A 14,851-nucleotide genomic window follows, 5' to 3' on the forward strand; every position below is an offset into this window, starting at 1 on the left:
GGGATCAGCCGCAGACCGCTCCACCCGAGGCTGATCCCACGAGCTTGGAGTACTTGGCCAACACACCACGTGTGTAGCGAGGCGGCAACGGCTCCCAGCCCTTCTTGCGGGCTTCCAATTCGGAGTCGTCGACCAACAATTCGAGTTGTCCGGTACCCACGTCGAGTCGGATCTGATCGCCGTCGCGAACGAACGCGATGGGACCGCCGTCAACCGCCTCGGGCGCAACGTGTCCGACGCACAAGCCAGTAGTGCCACCAGAGAATCGTCCGTCCGTCAGCAGCAGGACGTCCTTGCCGAGACCCGCGCCCTTGATCGCGCCCGTGATGGCCAGCATCTCGCGCATGCCGGGACCACCCTTCGGGCCTTCGTAGCGGATGACGACAACGTCACCGCCGGTGATGGTGCCGTCCTCGAGAGCATCCATCGCGGCGCGCTCGCGTTCGAAAACCCGTGCAGTGCCGACGAATACATCAGACTCGAATCCTGCCGACTTGACCACCGCGCCGCCGGGCGCGAGTGACCCCTTCAAGATCGTGATGCCTCCGGTGGGGTGAATGGGCTTGTTCATCGCCCGCAGGACCTTGCCGTCCGGATCGGGCGGGGTGATGTGCGCGAGATTCTCCGCCACGGTCTTACCGGTGACGGTCAGGCAATCTCCGTGCATGAGTCCCGCGTCGAGCAATGCCTTCATGATCACGGGGACGCCGCCGATACGGTCGACGTCCGTCATGACGTGCTTTCCGAAAGGCTTGACGTCGGCGAGGTGCGGGACCTTCGCACCGACGCGAGCGAAGTCGTCGAGCGTCAGCGGGACGTACGCTTCGTGCGCGATCGCGAGGAGATGGAGCACCGCATTGGTGGATCCGCCGAATGCCATGACTACTGCAATGGCGTTCTCGAACGCTTCCTTGGTGAGGATGTCCCTCGCAGTGATACCTCGACGCAGGAGTTCGACAACGGCTTTGCCGCTCTCGCGGGCGAAGCCGTCGCGGCGACGATCCGGTGCGGGCGGTGAAGCGCTGCCGGGCAGCGACATTCCCATGGCCTCGGCGGCGCTGGCCATCGTGTTTGCCGTGTACATGCCGCCGCACGCGCCTTCGCCCGGGCAGATCGCCCGTTCGATGGTGTCGACGTCGGCGCGGCTCATCAGCCCACGCGAGCAGGCGCCAACCGCCTCGAACGCGTCGATGACGGTGACTTCACGCTCACTGCCGTCGGAAAGTTTGGCGACGCCGGGGAGGGTGGAGCCGGCGTAGAGGAACACGCTGGCGAGGTCGAGGCGGGCCGCCGCCATCATCATGCCGGGCAACGACTTGTCGCAGCCGGCGAGAAGGACCGATCCGTCGAGACGCTCGGCCTGCATGACGGTCTCGACGCTGTCCGCGATCACTTCACGGGAGACGAGGGAGAAGTGCATGCCCTCGTGCCCCATCGAAATGCCGTCGGAGACGGAGATAGTGCCGAATTCGAGAGGGAACCCGCCGGCTTCCCGTACGCCCTCCTTGACGGCCTTGGCCAGGCGATCGAGGGACAGGTTGCATGGCGTGATTTCGTTCCAGGACGAGGCGACGCCGATCTGCGACTTGACCCAGTCGTCGTCGCCCATTCCTACTGCACGCAACATGCCGCGCGCTGCGGTCTTTTCGAGTCCGTCGGTGACGTCACGACTTCTGGGCTTGATGTCGGGTTCGGTCATTTTCCAAGCATAGGCGTCAGCGGGGTGTGTTTCCGGCAGACGAGCGACTCGACTTGCCGACAAACGCCGTCCGTCGTGAATAGACTCGTCGCATCGGGTGTGGGTGACTTTCTTTGCCGCTCTGCTGATACTGCCCATCCTCTTCGGCGCGTTGATCGCCGGCTATTCCGCGTTCTCCGAGGTCGACGGGTCCGAGGCTCTGCTTCCGCCGGCGTTCTGGATCCTGATCGCGGCCGGGGGTGCACTCGGCGGTTACATCGGAGTCAAGGTCGGTGTGGTTCGAGGCTCGGCCCTCGATTACCGGTTGTAATCGGGATCGACTCGATCAAACTTCCAGAGAAGCGCAGGCGAAGCCTGGGTGAACATCCCGAAGCTCTCTTGAACGCCCGTTCAGGTGCGGGTTCACTCCTAGCGTGCACACGAATGCCTTCGATCGAATATCCAGACGTGGCCTGCTGCAGGGATCGGCGGCCCTCGCCGGCGCAGTAGGTCTCGGTGTCGCTTCGGCGAGCCACGCCGGTGCCGGGGTTCCGGGTGGCAGCCCGGGCTTCGCGCACGGCGTGGCATCCGGTGACCCGTTGCCGGATGCGGTGATCATCTGGACCCGCATCAGCCCGACGGCAGACGCGACGCCCGGTTCCGGCGTCGGGCCGGCGGTGACTCTCAACTGGCAGGTCGCGACCGATGAGGGGTTCGCGAGCGTCGTTGCGTCCGGAAGTGTTGCTGCTTCGGCGGATTCCGATCACACCGCGAAGGTCGACGTCACCGGACTCGATTCGTCGACGACGTACTGGTACCGATTCACTGCGGGTTCGGCTGTTTCTCCGGTGGGCCGCACCCGCACGGCTCCGTCGAACTCGGCAGATCTCGATCGTCTCCGCTTCGGCGTGGTGTCCTGCTCCAATTGGGAGGCGGGGTATTTCGGTGCCTATCGTCACCTCGCATTCCGCGAAGACCTCGACGCGATCATCCACCTCGGTGACTACATCTACGAGTACGGGCAGGGGGAGTACGGCGCGAGAAACGGATCCGTTCGCCTTCACGAGCCGGCCCACGAGATCATTTCGCTGGCCGACTACCGAATTCGGCACGCGCAGTACAAGACAGACCCGGATCTGGCAGCTCTGCACCTGAAGCTCCCGTTCATCACCACGTGGGACGATCATGAATCGGCCGACAACGCGTACCGGGACGGCGCCGAAAACCACACTCCCGGTGTCGAAGGTGACTGGGCAGATCGAAAGGCCAACTCGGCCAAGGCATATTTCGAGTGGATGCCCGTCCGCCCGTCGGGTAGTGGTTCGAGCGTTCAGCTGTATCGTCGGTTCCGCTTCGGGAATCTGGCCGAGATCTCGATGCTCGATCTGCGTACCTACCGCGACGAGCAACCGACCATGAAGCAGGTCGACGATCCGTCGCGCACCATTACCGGACGCGCACAGATGGATTGGTTGACCAACGGAATCGTCACCTCCCCGACGCAGTGGAAGGTCGTCGGCAATCCGGTCATGATCACGCCCTGCGTGTTCCCGCCGCTGGAACCGGCGACCACCGCGGCGTTGACCGAACTGGTGGGTGTGCCGCAGGCCGGTGTCCCGTACAACACGGATCAGTGGGACGGGTACACCGCCGACCGCACCAGGCTTTTCGACGCGATCACCTCGAACGGTGTGGACAACACCGTCTTCATCACCGGTGACATCCACACGTCGTGGGCCTGCGACCTACCGACCAACGCCGCCAACTATCCGGGTGGGCCGACCGTCGGCGCCGAGTTCGTCGTCCCGTCGGTGACGTCGCCCAATATCGACGACATGCTGAAAGTGCCGCCGCGCACGGTAACCGTTGCGGCAGAAGAAGCATTCAAGGCCGTGAACCGACACGTGCGGTACGTCGAACTGGATTCGCACGGCTACGGCGTATTCGAAATCGCCCGCGAAGGTACTCAGATGGACTGGTACTACGTCGACGATCTCACCAATCCGCAGAGCAATGCGCACTACGCCGTGAGCTACCGTCTTCCGGCAGGCGCGGGCAGTAGAGTCTCACCCACCTCGGCCGCCCTCGATCAGGCCTCGTACCGACCAGGAGTCGACCAGTGAGTATCGAAGTTTCGCGTCGTAGCGTTCTGATCGGTGGAAGTGTTGTCGCCGGAACGGCATTGCTCGGAACGCCCGCTCGCGCGAGTGTTCCCACCAGCGCCGGAATCCCAGACCTGGACGTGCATGTCATAGTCGTAGACGGCATGCGGCCGGACGAGCTGCGATCGGAGCTCACCCCGACGCTGACCGGGCTTGCGGCCGGCGGTATCCACTACCCGGACGCCAGTGCCATCACGATCGCAGAGACGCTGCCGAACCACACGGCGATGATGACGGGAGTGCTGCCGGCGCGTTCGGGTGTACCCGCCAACTCCGTCTACGATCCGGCCATCGACAAGAAGCGTGACCTCGATCGGCCTTCCGACCTGCAGGCATCGACGGTTCTGGATCGGGTACGCACCGAACTCGGATTGACCACTGCGAGTGTGCTGTCGAAGCGCTACCTTCACGGGCTGTTCGGTGACCGCGCCTCATTGGTGTGGGATCCGCAGCCGCTCGTTCCCGGTACCGAGCATGCGCCGGACAACTTCACGATCGACGCCTTGATCCGTATCGTCGGCGGGAACTCGCCGCGGCTCTCGTTCACCAACCTCGGTGACGTCGATCGGGTCGGGCACCTGGATCTGTCCGGTCCGTCCATCCGGATCGCTCGCACGGCTGCACTTCAGAACACCGACAACCAGGTTCGCCGCTTCGTCGACTTCCTTCATGACACGGGTCGCTGGAATCGGAGCATTCTGATCGTGTTGGCCGACCACTCGATGGACTGGTCGGAGCCCGCGCGGCTCATCGGCTTGGATCGACCGCTGAACGCGGACCCGTTGCTGGCAGGCAAGATTCGAATCGCCCAGAACGGTGGCGCAGACCTGATCTACTTCGTCGGACCCGATGGCGAACGGGCGGAAGCCGTCAGCCGGATTCAGCAGATCGTGGATGGTGTGGACGGCGTCGAATCCAGCCACCTCCCCGCCGAATTCGATCTCGGCACCAATGCCGGTGACGTCGTTGCGTTTTGCGCTCAGGGCTGGCGGTTCAGTGATCCGACTCCACTGTCCAACCCGATTCCCGGCAACCACGGCCACTTCGTGACACTGCCCATTCCGTTCTTCCTCAGCGGCGGACATCCCGCTCTGGACGGTGGACGGAAGATCGACACGCAGGCTCGCACGATCGACGTCGCGCCGACGGTTGCGGCTCTGCTCGGCCTCGGTGCACCTGCCGGCGGCTGGGACGGCGTCGCTCGCACGACGGGTGTGTCGCTGAACGTCTAACGAGGATCGCGACCGGTCAGGGCAATCAGCTTGTCCTGCAACGACGCATCGTCAGGAAGATCGACGGGAGCGGAGAACAGACCGCTCTCGGCGAGCATGTCGCGCTGCCCGTCGAGGTCGGACCAGACGGCCTCGACGAGGTCTGGATCGAGCCGCTCGTCTGCTCCGACCGCTCGCGCAAGGTCCCAGGTGTGGATCGTGACGTCCGAGGTCTGCTGGCGCAGATAGGGTTCCACCTTCACCGTGCCGTACGAGAGGTGAACGTGGGCACTGAGGTCCGTCGATTTCCACGCTTTGATTGCGGCATCGGAGTACTTCTGCCATTCGGTCCACAGGTCGTCCCCGACGGGAACGATGTCCGGTGTCGCCTCGCCGACCGTCAGTCCGGCCAGGAGCGGCGGTACCCACTGCTGCTCCTCGATGACGTGGCGGACGAGGTGTTCGACGTGCCAGTCGGAGTCGGGCGTGGGTGCGTTCCAGTCCTCGACCGCAGCGAGTCGTGAACCGAATTCGCGGTGGGCGGTGAGTACGAGTTCGAGCCAATCGAATGCCATCACTCGAGGGTAACCCGATCAGCGTGACGTTAATCGGTGCGTGAGGCTTCGATTCGGTGAAGACTGTCGGGGTTGTCGCTCAGTCGAATCGAGGAGTTTTCATGACCGTCCCCACCGTCACTCTGGCCGAAGGTCTCACTGTCAGCGCCCAGGGATACGGCGCGATGTCCGTCGCCCCGGTCTACGGCCCGGTGGATCCGGCCGAGGCGCTCGCCACGCTGCACCATGCGGTGGACATCGGGATCACATTCATCGACACCGCGAACGTGTACGGCGAGGGCTCGAGTGAGCGTGCGGTGGGAGAGCTTCTCAAAGACCGCCGGGACGAAGTGCAGTTGGCGACCAAGTTCGGTCTGGTCGGCAACATCGCCAACGGTCAGCGCGGGATCAACGGAGACCCGGCTTACGTGCCGCGGGCACTCGACGAGTCTCTGGGACGACTCGGCGTCGATCATGTCGACCTCTACTACTTGCACCGGGTCGACCCGAACGTGCCGATCGAAGACACCGTCGGCGCGATCGCGGAGCAGGTGAAGGCGGGCAAGGTCCGCAACATCGGACTGTCCGAGGCGACCGGTGACGAACTGCGTCGTGCGTACGGGGTACATCCGATCGCGGCGATCCAGTCGGAATGGAGCATCTGGAGCCGTGACGTCGAGAACAAGGTAGTACCCACCGCGGCGGAACTCGGAGTCGGGTTCGTGCCCTTTTCACCTGTGGGCCGAGGCTTCTTGGCGGGATCGTTCGATGCGGCGACGCTCGGTGACAACGACCTACGCCGACGCTTCCCCCGCTTCTCGGACTCCGCACTTCCCGCCAATCAGAAGGTTCTCGACGTGGTCCGCGCCGTCGGTGAGGAGCTCGGCGCGACGCCTGCACAGGTTTCCCTGGCATGGCTCGATGCCAAGGGCCGCCAGTACGGGTTGCCTTCCGTTTCGATTCCCGGCACTCGGTTCGCTGCACGAGTCACCGAAAACGCCGGAGCGTTGGACATCGTTCTGAGCGAAGACCAGATCGCTCGCCTCGACTCCCTCGCCGCGATCACCGAAGGCTTCCGTTCGGCCGATCTGAATTGGGTGTCTCAGGGCCGCGAATAATCATGTCCTGAGCCTTGCGAAAGACAGGAGTAACATACAGACCCGATGAAAAAAGTGTGGTTGGTCTGGGGTGTCGGTGTTTTTGCCTACGTGATCGCCGTGCTTCACCGCACTTCGTTCGGCGTCTCGGGTCTGTCTGCTGCTGATCGGTTCTCGATCTCGCCCAGCGTTCTGTCGAGCTTCGTCGTGCTGCAGATCGTCGTGTACTCCGGCATGCAGATTCCGGCGGGAGTCCTCCTCGACCGCTACGGTTCGCGGATCATGATCGCAGTCGGTGCGTTCATCATGATGTCCGCGCAGTTGGCTCTCGCCTTCACCGAATCGCTGCCCGTCGCGATCGGTGCACGTATTGCCGTCGGTGCCGGGGATGCACTCACCTTCATCTCGGTGTTGCGGTTGGTACCGCAGTGGTTCCCGCCCCGGCAGGTGCCGTTGGTCTCGCAGTTCACGGGCATCCTCGGTCAGCTGGGCCAGGTGATGTCTGCGCTTCCGTTCATGTTGCTGTTGTCCGGACCGGGCTGGACTTTTGCCTACGGCAGCGCTGCCGCTGTCGGACTGTTGGCGTTTGCACTAGCGTTGAGTGTCATCCGCGACGCGCCTCCCGGTGCCGACGTGGTGGCCGTGCCGGCCGGCGCCAAGGAGATCGGGCGACAGATCAAGACGGTGTGGATGAGACCCGGCACCCGCCTCGGGTTCTTCAGTCACATGGGGACGCAGTTCTCGATAACGACGTTCGCGCTGCTGTGGGGTGTGCCGTATCTGAAATCGGCTCAAGGCCTCGACTCCGCCACCGTCGGCTCGCTGCTGACGCTGTCGGTCATCTCGGCAATCGTGGCCGGTCCGATACTCGGCATCCTCACCGGCCGCTATCCCATGCGTCGATCGTGGTTGGTTCTCACCATCATGGTCGCCAGCGCGCTCATGTGGACGATCGTGCTTTCGCGTAGTGAACCGTCTCCGCTCTGGTTGTTGACGATCCTGGTGGTCGTCATCTCGGTGGGTGGACCGGGTTCGGTGATCGGCTTCGACTACGCGCGTACGTCGAACCCGAGTTCGGCGATGGGCACCGCGCAAGGCATGGTCAACATCGGGGGATTCCTCGCTTCCCTCATCGTGATTCAAGTGATGGGCGTCATCCTCGGACACATGGGCGGGTACACGTTCGACGGATTCCGTGTCGCCTGGATGGTGCAATATCCGGTTTGGATTCTCGGTATCGTCGGTGTGCTCGTCACCCGAGGCAAAGCCCGGCGAGCCCTCGCAGCAGAAGGCGTACACGTACGGCCGATTCGCGAAGTCATTCGTCGCAACAAATAACTCGATCGCATCGGGTAATTCATCCCCTGCGGGTGAGGTTCCCAAGCGTCCGAGCCACCAGGCTTGATGGATGAACGACGCAATGAACATCGGACCGGTCGAGCTCGTGGTGCTGGCATTCCCAGGTTCAACTGTGGATCCTGAAGCTGTCGCCGCGCTGCAGAACGTGGTGGAACGAGGTTTTGTCACTCTGCTCGACCTCGTGTACATCGCCAAGGACGCGGACGGACAGGTGTCGCAGATCGATGTCGACGAAGATCTCACCGACATCGGACTGGCGATTCTGTCCATCGAAGCCAAGGCATTGATCAGTGACGAGGACCTGGACGTGGTCCGTGAGTCACTCGAACCAGGAACGTCCGCCGCAGTCATCGTCTACGAGCAGACGTGGGCGCGTGAGCTCGCGTCGACGGTTCGCGGTGGCGGCGGCGACGTAGTCCTTCACGTTCAGATACCGCGCGAGGTAGTCGTCGCAGCGGTCGAAGCAGCATTTCAGTAGCGACAATTACCCAAGGAGTTCGGCATGGTTTTTCGAGGTGGACGCAGAGGGCGGCCGGGGTTGCTCGGCACGGTGGCGCGCACGGCGGTAGTGGCTGGAACCGCAAAGGCGACGTCCAACGCCATGGATCGACGGAGTCAACGAAAGGCCAGCGAGCAGCAGCAGGAATATCAGCAGGAGTACCAGCAGCAACAGCCGCCGCCGCAGCAGCAGGTCGCCCCCGTGCAGTCCGTTCCCCCTTCAGGCGCGGACGATCTGGTCTCCAAGCTGCAGGAGTTGGGACAGCTTCATCAGTCCGGCGTGTTGACCGATGCCGAGTTCGCGGCGGCAAAGGCGCAGTTGCTGAGCTAGCCCTGCTGTTCTCCTCAATTGCGGCAATGCGCATTGCCGCAATTCGGCGTGAAAGGCTGACTTATGATCGACCCACGTGCGGCATCGGCCGCAATCGAAGCCGCGAACGCCCGAGTCGCCGAGACTCTACCGTTCTCCGACGACGCCGACTTCACCGAGGCGAAGCGGGGTTTCGTCGCCGCGCTCGAACCGGGGCTGGTTGCCGATTCGGACGGGAAAGTCCTGTGGAACAACGATTCCTACGCGTTCCTTGACGAGGACTGCCCGCCAACGGTCAATCCGAGCTTGTGGCGTCAGTCGAAGTTGGTCGCCAAGCAGGGACTCTTTGCGGTGACGGATTCGATCTATCAGATTCGCGGACTTGATCTGTCGAACATGACGTTGATCGAGGGAGACACCGGAATCATCGTCATCGATCCACTGATCTCCCGGGAAACCGCTGCCGCCGGGCTCGCGCTGTACCGGGAACACCGTGGTGATCGACCAGTAGTCGCGGTGATCTACACGCATTCGCACATCGACCACTTCGGCGGGGTCAAAGGTGTGACCACCGACGACGACGTCGCCGCCGGGCGATGCGTGATCGTCGCACCCACCGGGCTCGTGGAGCACGCGGTCGAGGAAAACGTCTATGCGGGAACGGCAATGGCTCGACGTGCGGCCTACATGTACGGAGCGGCCTTACCCCGAGGTCCCCGAGGTAGCGTCGGAGCCGGGTTGGGGCAGACCACCTCAACCGGCACACCGACGCTCATTTCGCCGACGGTGTCGATCTCGAAGACAGGTCACACGGAGACGATCGACGGCGTTCGGATCGAATTCCAGATGACGCCCGGAACCGAGGCCCCGTCCGAGATGAACTTCTACTTCCCGGATTTGCGCGCACTGTGTATGGCGGAGAACGCAACTCATACTCTCCACAACCTGCTCACGCTTCGCGGTGCCCTGGTACGAGATCCTCACGTCTGGTCTGCGTACCTGACGGAATCGATCAATCGTTACGCCTCACGATCCGACGTTCTGTTTGCGTCCCACCACTGGCCGACGTGGGGGACCGAACGGCTCACCGAGTTCCTGTCATTGCAGCGCGACCTCTACGGGTACCTTCACGATCAGACACTTCGTCGAATCAATCAGGGGTGGACCGGTCTCGAGATCGCCGAATCGATCGAGCTGCCAACTGCATTGGCGCAAGCGTGGCACACGCACGGGTACTACGGTTCCGTCAGTCACAACGTCAAAGCCATCTACCAGCGATACATGGGTTGGTTCGACGGTAACCCTGCGCATCTGTGGGAGCATCCACCCGTCGAATCGGCCAAGCGTCACGTGGAGTTCATGGGCGGATCAGCAGAAGTGTTACGGAAAGCTCGGGAATCGTACGAGCGCGGCGACTTTCGCTGGGTTGCGCAGGTGGTGAACTACGTGGTCTTCGCTGAACCGGACAACGTCGAGGCCAAGAATCTGCAGGCCGATACCTTCGAGCAACTCGGGTACGGCGCCGAGAACGGCACCTGGCGGAACTTCTACCTCACCGGTGCATACGAACTGCGCAACGGCTCAGTGGGGACGCCCACGGTTGCCGCGGCGCCCGACATCACCGCAGCGCTGTCGGTAAGTCAAGTCTTCGATGCAGTATCGCTGCGCGTGGATGGAGTGCGCGCAGCGGGCTCGCACATCGTCGTCGATTGGAACATCACTGACGAAAACATCGTTCACCGAACGGAACTCAGCAACGGAGTTCTGATCCATTTCGACGTGGAAGGTGGGTCTGCAGATGCTGGGTCTGTGGATGCGATGTTCAGTTTGAGTCGGCGCGACTTACTCGGTGTGCTGCTCGGTGGTGTGGACTTGGGTGCCGAGATTGCGAATGGAACCATCTCGGTTTCCGGCGACCCGGCGAAGCTCGCAGAACTTGCCGGATACCTCGACGAGCCGGATCCGAACTTTGCGATAGTCACTCCGACCTAGCGCTGTATCAGTCGTGAACGAGCCTGTAATTCAACAGGTCTCGAGTCACGCACCTTTTTGAAGTTGTCCGTTTTGTCTCTGGTTCTCGAAAGTATGTTCGATTAAACTTTCGGCATGGATAGTCGGGGAGCGTGGCAGCTGGATGGTGAGGACCTCAAGGGTGAGGTTCTGTATCTGGTGCGTGTCCGGCACGAGTTGCAGTCGCGGTTGGTGTTGTTGATCGTGGAGATGTTTTCCCGTGAGGTTCTCGGTGGGAGGGATTTTCGGGCGATCGCGCTGTGGTTGCATGGTTCGACGAATCTGGAGATCGGTGAGTGCAGTCTGCTGGTCGGGTTGGCGCGGTTGTTGATGCTCGAACCTGTTGTGGGCGATGCGTTTCATCGCGGTGAGGTTGACGCGTTGAAGGCCCGTCAGGTGGCGTCGTTTTGTCAGCATCCACCCAAGAACATGACGCCGGCGGATGTGGACAAGGCTCGCGGGATCCTGTTGGGGTTGGCGTCGAAGAACATCGCGGATTGTGATGCGGTGCGGGCGGCGATCCGGCGGATCGAGAAGCAGTACGGCAAGCGTGAGGACGGCGTTCCGGTGGGTGAGGATTCGGAGCGTAATGAGTTCTACGCCTCGAAAGGCTTGTACGGGCGGGTGTCGGTGAAGGGTGATCTGGATGCGGTGAACGGGGCCCGGTTGATCACGTTGTTGTCGAGTTTGTCGGCTCCGACGCCGGAGAAGGACGGCGTGAAGGACACGCGTACTCCGGCGCTACGACGGGCGGACGGGTTCTGCGAATTGTTGCGCCGGTACGAGTGGGCGGGGTTGGGTCCGATCGAGGGCGGGGTGAAACCGCACATCACTGTGACTGCGTCCGCGAAAGACATGACAGACCTCAAGGCGCTGAAAGACCTCTTGCCGTCGACTGAAGAACTGGGTTTCGCGTGGACGGATTGGGTGGGTCCGATCAGTATCGACACGGCCCGGATGTTGGCGTGCGACTGCACGGTCACCCGGATCTTGTTGGACGAGAGTGGTGTTCCGCTCGACTGCGGTAAGGAAGCGCGAACGGCGACGGTTCCGCAGCGGCGGGCTCTTGCGGTTCGTGATGGTGGGTGTGCGTTTCCGGGGTGCGGGACTCCGTCGGGGTGGTGCGATGCCCATCATATTGTTCACTGGGGTGATGGTGGCCCAACGGATCTCGATAATCTGATTCTGTTGTGCGGTCATCATCATCGGACGCTGCATCACACCGAGTGGCGGGTCGAGATCGGACCGGATCGGAAATCGGTGTTCTATCCACCGATGTCGGTTGATCCGTATCAGCATCCGATCGGCGGGAACAGTCCGCCCACCGCGGCGTGAATCGCGACAACTGAAGACGTGAGCACCGGGGCACAACCATGCCCTGGTGCTTGCTCAATCCAGTATTTACTCAAGACAACGTGATGTCGGCAATCAGGCCGTGGTGATCGGATCCCTCGATCTCGATCCGTTCCAAGGATGTCGCCACGGCGCCTTTCGTGATGATGTGGTCGATACCGACCACCGCCGGATACCGCTTGTCGGTCGGATAGGTCGGGATCAGGCCGGAACCCAATTGGTCGGCGGCGCTGGTGTATCCGTTCGTGAGAAGATTCCGGAACTGTTTGTTCGAGTACGACGCGTTGAAGTCGCCGCTCACTATCACGTTGTCCCGCCCGGCGACTTTGTCCATGTAAGACCCGAGCCTTCGCTGCTCGTCCGCCCACACCGAGGCCGGTGAGATGTACGCCGGTGCCGGATGCACGGCGAACAATGTGACTGGCTGCGCCAAGCCGACATTCAGTTCTGCGGACAGCGTTTCGGGTGAGAATCCGTCGAGGCTACGCGGATTGGAGAGTGGAAAGCGACTGTAGATTCCTGCCCCGCCACCACCGTCGGTGTACGGGACGAGGAATTGGTGGCTCAGAACCTCGTCAAGCCCGGCGGCTTCGAGCGCGTCGGCTTCCTGGTACGTCAACTCCTGGACCGTCACCACGTCGACCTCGCGTTCGCGGACCATCGCCACAAGCGACTCCGGATCCGCTGCACCGACCATCAAGTTGGCCTGCATGATTCGAATCGATGGACCGTTCGCAGACGTCGACTCCCCAGTTCCGCCGATGTACAGCGGGCTCACAGACCATCCGAACAACCCAAGGACGAGGATCGAGGCGGCGCACACGATCCACTGACGCCCGATACCCGAGACGACGGCACCGATCAGCGGAGCAATCATCAACAAGGGCGCCACTGACGCCAGAACGATCACGATGTTGTGATCGACGTCCAACTGAGTTGCGATCAAGGCAACCAAACCAGTCACGATGCCGGCCACACCGGCCACGGCCGAAAGGCGGCGAAGAACCAGTCGACGAGGGGTCACGGCATCGGGTTGCATGACGTCCATGGAAGCAGAAGAGCGTCATAGCTCCGGGAAACTGCAGGTGGAGTCGGTGCGCCCTATTGTTTGCGCCCTATTGTTGCGGATACGGAAGGTGGCTGCTGCTGTTCTCACTGACGGAGATCGAGCGGCCGAGTTGGGGGAAGGCGCGTTGAGAGCACGCTGGCCTGTCACAGACTTTGCACCCCGCGCCGATCGGCACGATGGTCGCGGGGTCGTCCGTCTGAATTCCGTGTGAGTAGACCATGCGATCGGCGTAGCCGATGTCGCAACCGAGTCCGACGGCGAAGTTGCGCTCGGGTGCGAGGTACCCGAGTCCGCCGCTGTGGGTAGTGCGCGCCACCCAGAGGTATGTCCGGCCGTCGGGCATCTTCGCGACCTGAGTGAGGATGCGACCTGGGCTCGCGAATGCCTCGTGGATGACCCACAGCGGGCAGCTGCCTCCGACTCTGGAGAAGTGAAAGGCGGTAGCAGACTGACGCTTCGAGATGTTTCCGGCGCGATCGGTTCGGACGAAGAAGAAAGGGATGCCGCGTTGGCCGTGTCGTTGGAGAGTGGACAACCGGTGGCAGACTGTCTCGAAGCCGACCTCGAACTTGAGGCTGAGCAGGTCGATGTCGTACCGCAAGGCCTCAGCGGATTGCAGGAATTGGGTGTACGGGAGTAGCAGTGCGCCGGCAAAGTAGTGTGCGAGTCCGACGCGAGCCAGCGCTGCGGACTCGGCGCTCAATGATTCATCCTCGGCGACAAGGGAATCGATCACGTCGGCCTGCGTGAAGAAGGCCAACTGCATTGCGATCTGGAACGCGCGTTGTCCTGCCGACAGACGACGGGCGAGTGTGAGGACCGACTTGTTCGGATCGTAGTAACGCTTGGGGCCGAGCTTGTCGGGTTCGTCGTTACGGATCGTCACGGTGACGCCGTGCTGATCGCGAAGTAGTCGTGCCAGTTGCAAATCCACTGCGCCCACGGACAATCCGTTGTCCAGAAACATCTGCTCGGCAGCGTCGTCCAGAACGGCGATGTGATTCTTTCGGTCGTAGAAGAAGTCCCGAACTTCCTCGTAGGGCATCGGTACGAGTGACACATCGGACGCTGGTTCGCCGGACAACTGCGTCGAGAACTGGTCCAACTGCTCTGTCGCGGCGTGAAGGCGGCGGTGCAACATCACGAGGGTGCGTCCGACCGCCGGCATGCGGGCCACCAATTCGTCCACCTCGGCCAGAGATACGTCTCCAGATTCCGAAGTTTCGGCCAAGGCGTGATGAACGTCCGCAACCAGGCGTGCGTCGGAATCGGAGGCGAAGAATTGCACGTCGAGATCGAACTCGGCGTTGAGCTTGAGAAGGACGGGCACCGTCAGCGGTCGTTGATCGTTCTCCAGTTGATTGACATAGCTGGGGGAGAGTTCGAGTGCCTTCGCCAGTGCGGACTGTGACAGGTTTCGTTCCTCCCGCAGCCGTCGCAGCCGCGCTCCCGCGTACATCTTCTTCATCGAATCTCCTCGGTGCCGATCGCGTTCACCCTACCGAGAAGCTATTCGCAACATTCGCAACATTGCAGCATTGTCATTGCAC

13 protein-coding genes are annotated in these 14,851 nt (G+C 62.2%); 9 read left to right on the plus strand and 4 right to left on the minus strand.

Going from position 1 to position 14,851, the window contains the following annotated elements; all coding sequences use genetic code 11:
- Positions 1-4: 4 nt before the first annotated feature.
- Positions 5-1,699 (minus strand): dihydroxy-acid dehydratase, encoded by a 1,695-nt coding sequence (gene ilvD, locus G4D79_RS10370; protein ID WP_003940201.1) that lies wholly within the window; start codon positions 1,697-1,699, stop codon positions 5-7.
- A gap of 103 nt (positions 1,700-1,802) precedes the next feature.
- Here ilvD and G4D79_RS10375 point away from each other — a divergent pair, with 103 nt between their 5' ends.
- From G4D79_RS10375 to G4D79_RS10385, 3 genes are all read left to right on the plus strand, one after another.
- Complete coding sequence (locus tag G4D79_RS10375) at positions 1,803-2,009, plus strand: hypothetical protein (protein ID WP_223304509.1); 207 nt, start codon at positions 1,803-1,805, stop codon at positions 2,007-2,009.
- Between the two features lie 103 nt (positions 2,010-2,112).
- On the plus strand, positions 2,113-3,801 hold the full coding sequence (locus tag G4D79_RS10380) for an alkaline phosphatase (RefSeq protein ID WP_099697535.1): 1,689 nt from the start codon (positions 2,113-2,115) through the stop codon (positions 3,799-3,801).
- Positions 3,798-5,072: an alkaline phosphatase family protein gene (locus G4D79_RS10385; RefSeq protein WP_058037682.1), complete on the plus strand. Its 1,275-nt coding sequence runs from the start codon at positions 3,798-3,800 to the stop codon at positions 5,070-5,072. The genes G4D79_RS10380 and G4D79_RS10385 overlap by 4 nt, the downstream gene beginning before the upstream one ends.
- Here G4D79_RS10385 and G4D79_RS10390 read toward each other — a convergent pair.
- Entirely contained in the window at positions 5,069-5,626 is a 558-nt protein-coding gene (locus G4D79_RS10390) for a TIGR03086 family metal-binding protein (protein ID WP_020970773.1), read from the minus strand. The genes G4D79_RS10385 and G4D79_RS10390 overlap by 4 nt on opposite strands.
- A 101-nt stretch (positions 5,627-5,727) precedes the next feature.
- Here G4D79_RS10390 and G4D79_RS10395 point away from each other — a divergent pair, with 101 nt between their 5' ends.
- The 6 genes from G4D79_RS10395 to G4D79_RS10420 all read left to right on the plus strand — a co-directional run bounded on the left by G4D79_RS10395 (position 5,728) and on the right by G4D79_RS10420 (position 12,214).
- Positions 5,728-6,723, plus strand: coding sequence for an aldo/keto reductase (locus tag G4D79_RS10395; RefSeq protein ID WP_037128852.1), 996 nt, complete (start codon positions 5,728-5,730; stop codon positions 6,721-6,723).
- Between the two features lie 45 nt (positions 6,724-6,768).
- Entirely contained in the window at positions 6,769-8,040 is a 1,272-nt protein-coding gene (locus G4D79_RS10400; protein ID WP_063315789.1) for a nitrate/nitrite transporter, read from the plus strand.
- A gap of 70 nt (positions 8,041-8,110) precedes the next feature.
- Positions 8,111-8,539 carry a DUF6325 family protein gene (locus tag G4D79_RS10405; RefSeq protein ID WP_007732604.1) on the plus strand — a complete coding sequence of 143 codons (429 nt, stop codon included), beginning with the start codon at positions 8,111-8,113 and terminating at the stop codon, positions 8,537-8,539.
- Positions 8,540-8,563: 24 nt separating this feature from the next.
- A complete protein-coding gene (locus tag G4D79_RS10410) occupies positions 8,564-8,890 on the plus strand; it encodes an SHOCT domain-containing protein (protein WP_003939954.1) in 327 nt (108 codons plus the stop codon).
- A 63-nt stretch (positions 8,891-8,953) separates the two neighbouring features.
- Positions 8,954-10,861, plus strand: coding sequence for an alkyl/aryl-sulfatase (locus G4D79_RS10415; RefSeq protein ID WP_099697536.1), 1,908 nt, complete (start codon positions 8,954-8,956; stop codon positions 10,859-10,861).
- Positions 10,862-10,975: 114 nt separating this feature from the next.
- Complete coding sequence (locus tag G4D79_RS10420; protein ID WP_099697537.1) at positions 10,976-12,214, plus strand: HNH endonuclease signature motif containing protein; 1,239 nt, start codon at positions 10,976-10,978, stop codon at positions 12,212-12,214.
- 70 nt (positions 12,215-12,284) lie between these two features.
- Here the strand turns inward: G4D79_RS10420 and G4D79_RS10425 are convergent, their stop codons facing one another.
- Together G4D79_RS10425 and G4D79_RS10430 are read right to left on the minus strand one after the other, a co-directional pair.
- Positions 12,285-13,280 (minus strand): endonuclease/exonuclease/phosphatase family protein, encoded by a 996-nt coding sequence (locus G4D79_RS10425; protein ID WP_047269774.1) that lies wholly within the window; start codon positions 13,278-13,280, stop codon positions 12,285-12,287.
- A gap of 67 nt (positions 13,281-13,347) precedes the next feature.
- Positions 13,348-14,769, minus strand: a complete 1,422-nt coding sequence (locus G4D79_RS10430; protein WP_099697538.1) for a short-chain fatty acyl-CoA regulator family protein — start codon at positions 14,767-14,769, stop codon at positions 13,348-13,350.
- Between the last annotated feature and the right edge of the window lie 82 nt (positions 14,770-14,851).

Origin of the sequence: Rhodococcus sp. WY5, assembly GCF_018588185.1 — a bacterium.
Taxonomy (GTDB): domain Bacteria; phylum Actinomycetota; class Actinomycetes; order Mycobacteriales; family Mycobacteriaceae; genus Rhodococcus_F; species Rhodococcus_F qingshengii.

Bases quoted from the DNA above. Each gene is read 5' to 3' on its own strand.
- ilvD (WP_003940201.1), bottom strand. From the start codon at position 1,699: ATGACCGAACCCGACATCAAGCCCAGAAGTCGTGACGTCACCGACGGA.
- G4D79_RS10390 (WP_020970773.1), bottom strand. From the start codon at position 5,626: ATGGCATTCGATTGGCTCGAACTCGTACTCACCGCCCACCGCGAATTC.
- G4D79_RS10395 (WP_037128852.1), top strand. From the start codon at position 5,728: ATGACCGTCCCCACCGTCACTCTGGCCGAAGGTCTCACTGTCAGCGCC.
- G4D79_RS10400 (WP_063315789.1), top strand. From the start codon at position 6,769: ATGAAAAAAGTGTGGTTGGTCTGGGGTGTCGGTGTTTTTGCCTACGTG.
- G4D79_RS10405 (WP_007732604.1), top strand. From the start codon at position 8,111: ATGAACGACGCAATGAACATCGGACCGGTCGAGCTCGTGGTGCTGGCA.
- G4D79_RS10410 (WP_003939954.1), top strand. From the start codon at position 8,564: ATGGTTTTTCGAGGTGGACGCAGAGGGCGGCCGGGGTTGCTCGGCACG.
- G4D79_RS10415 (WP_099697536.1), top strand. From the start codon at position 8,954: ATGATCGACCCACGTGCGGCATCGGCCGCAATCGAAGCCGCGAACGCC.
- G4D79_RS10420 (WP_099697537.1), top strand. From the start codon at position 10,976: ATGGATAGTCGGGGAGCGTGGCAGCTGGATGGTGAGGACCTCAAGGGT.
- G4D79_RS10425 (WP_047269774.1), bottom strand. From the start codon at position 13,280: ATGGACGTCATGCAACCCGATGCCGTGACCCCTCGTCGACTGGTTCTT.
- G4D79_RS10430 (WP_099697538.1), bottom strand. From the start codon at position 14,769: ATGAAGAAGATGTACGCGGGAGCGCGGCTGCGACGGCTGCGGGAGGAA.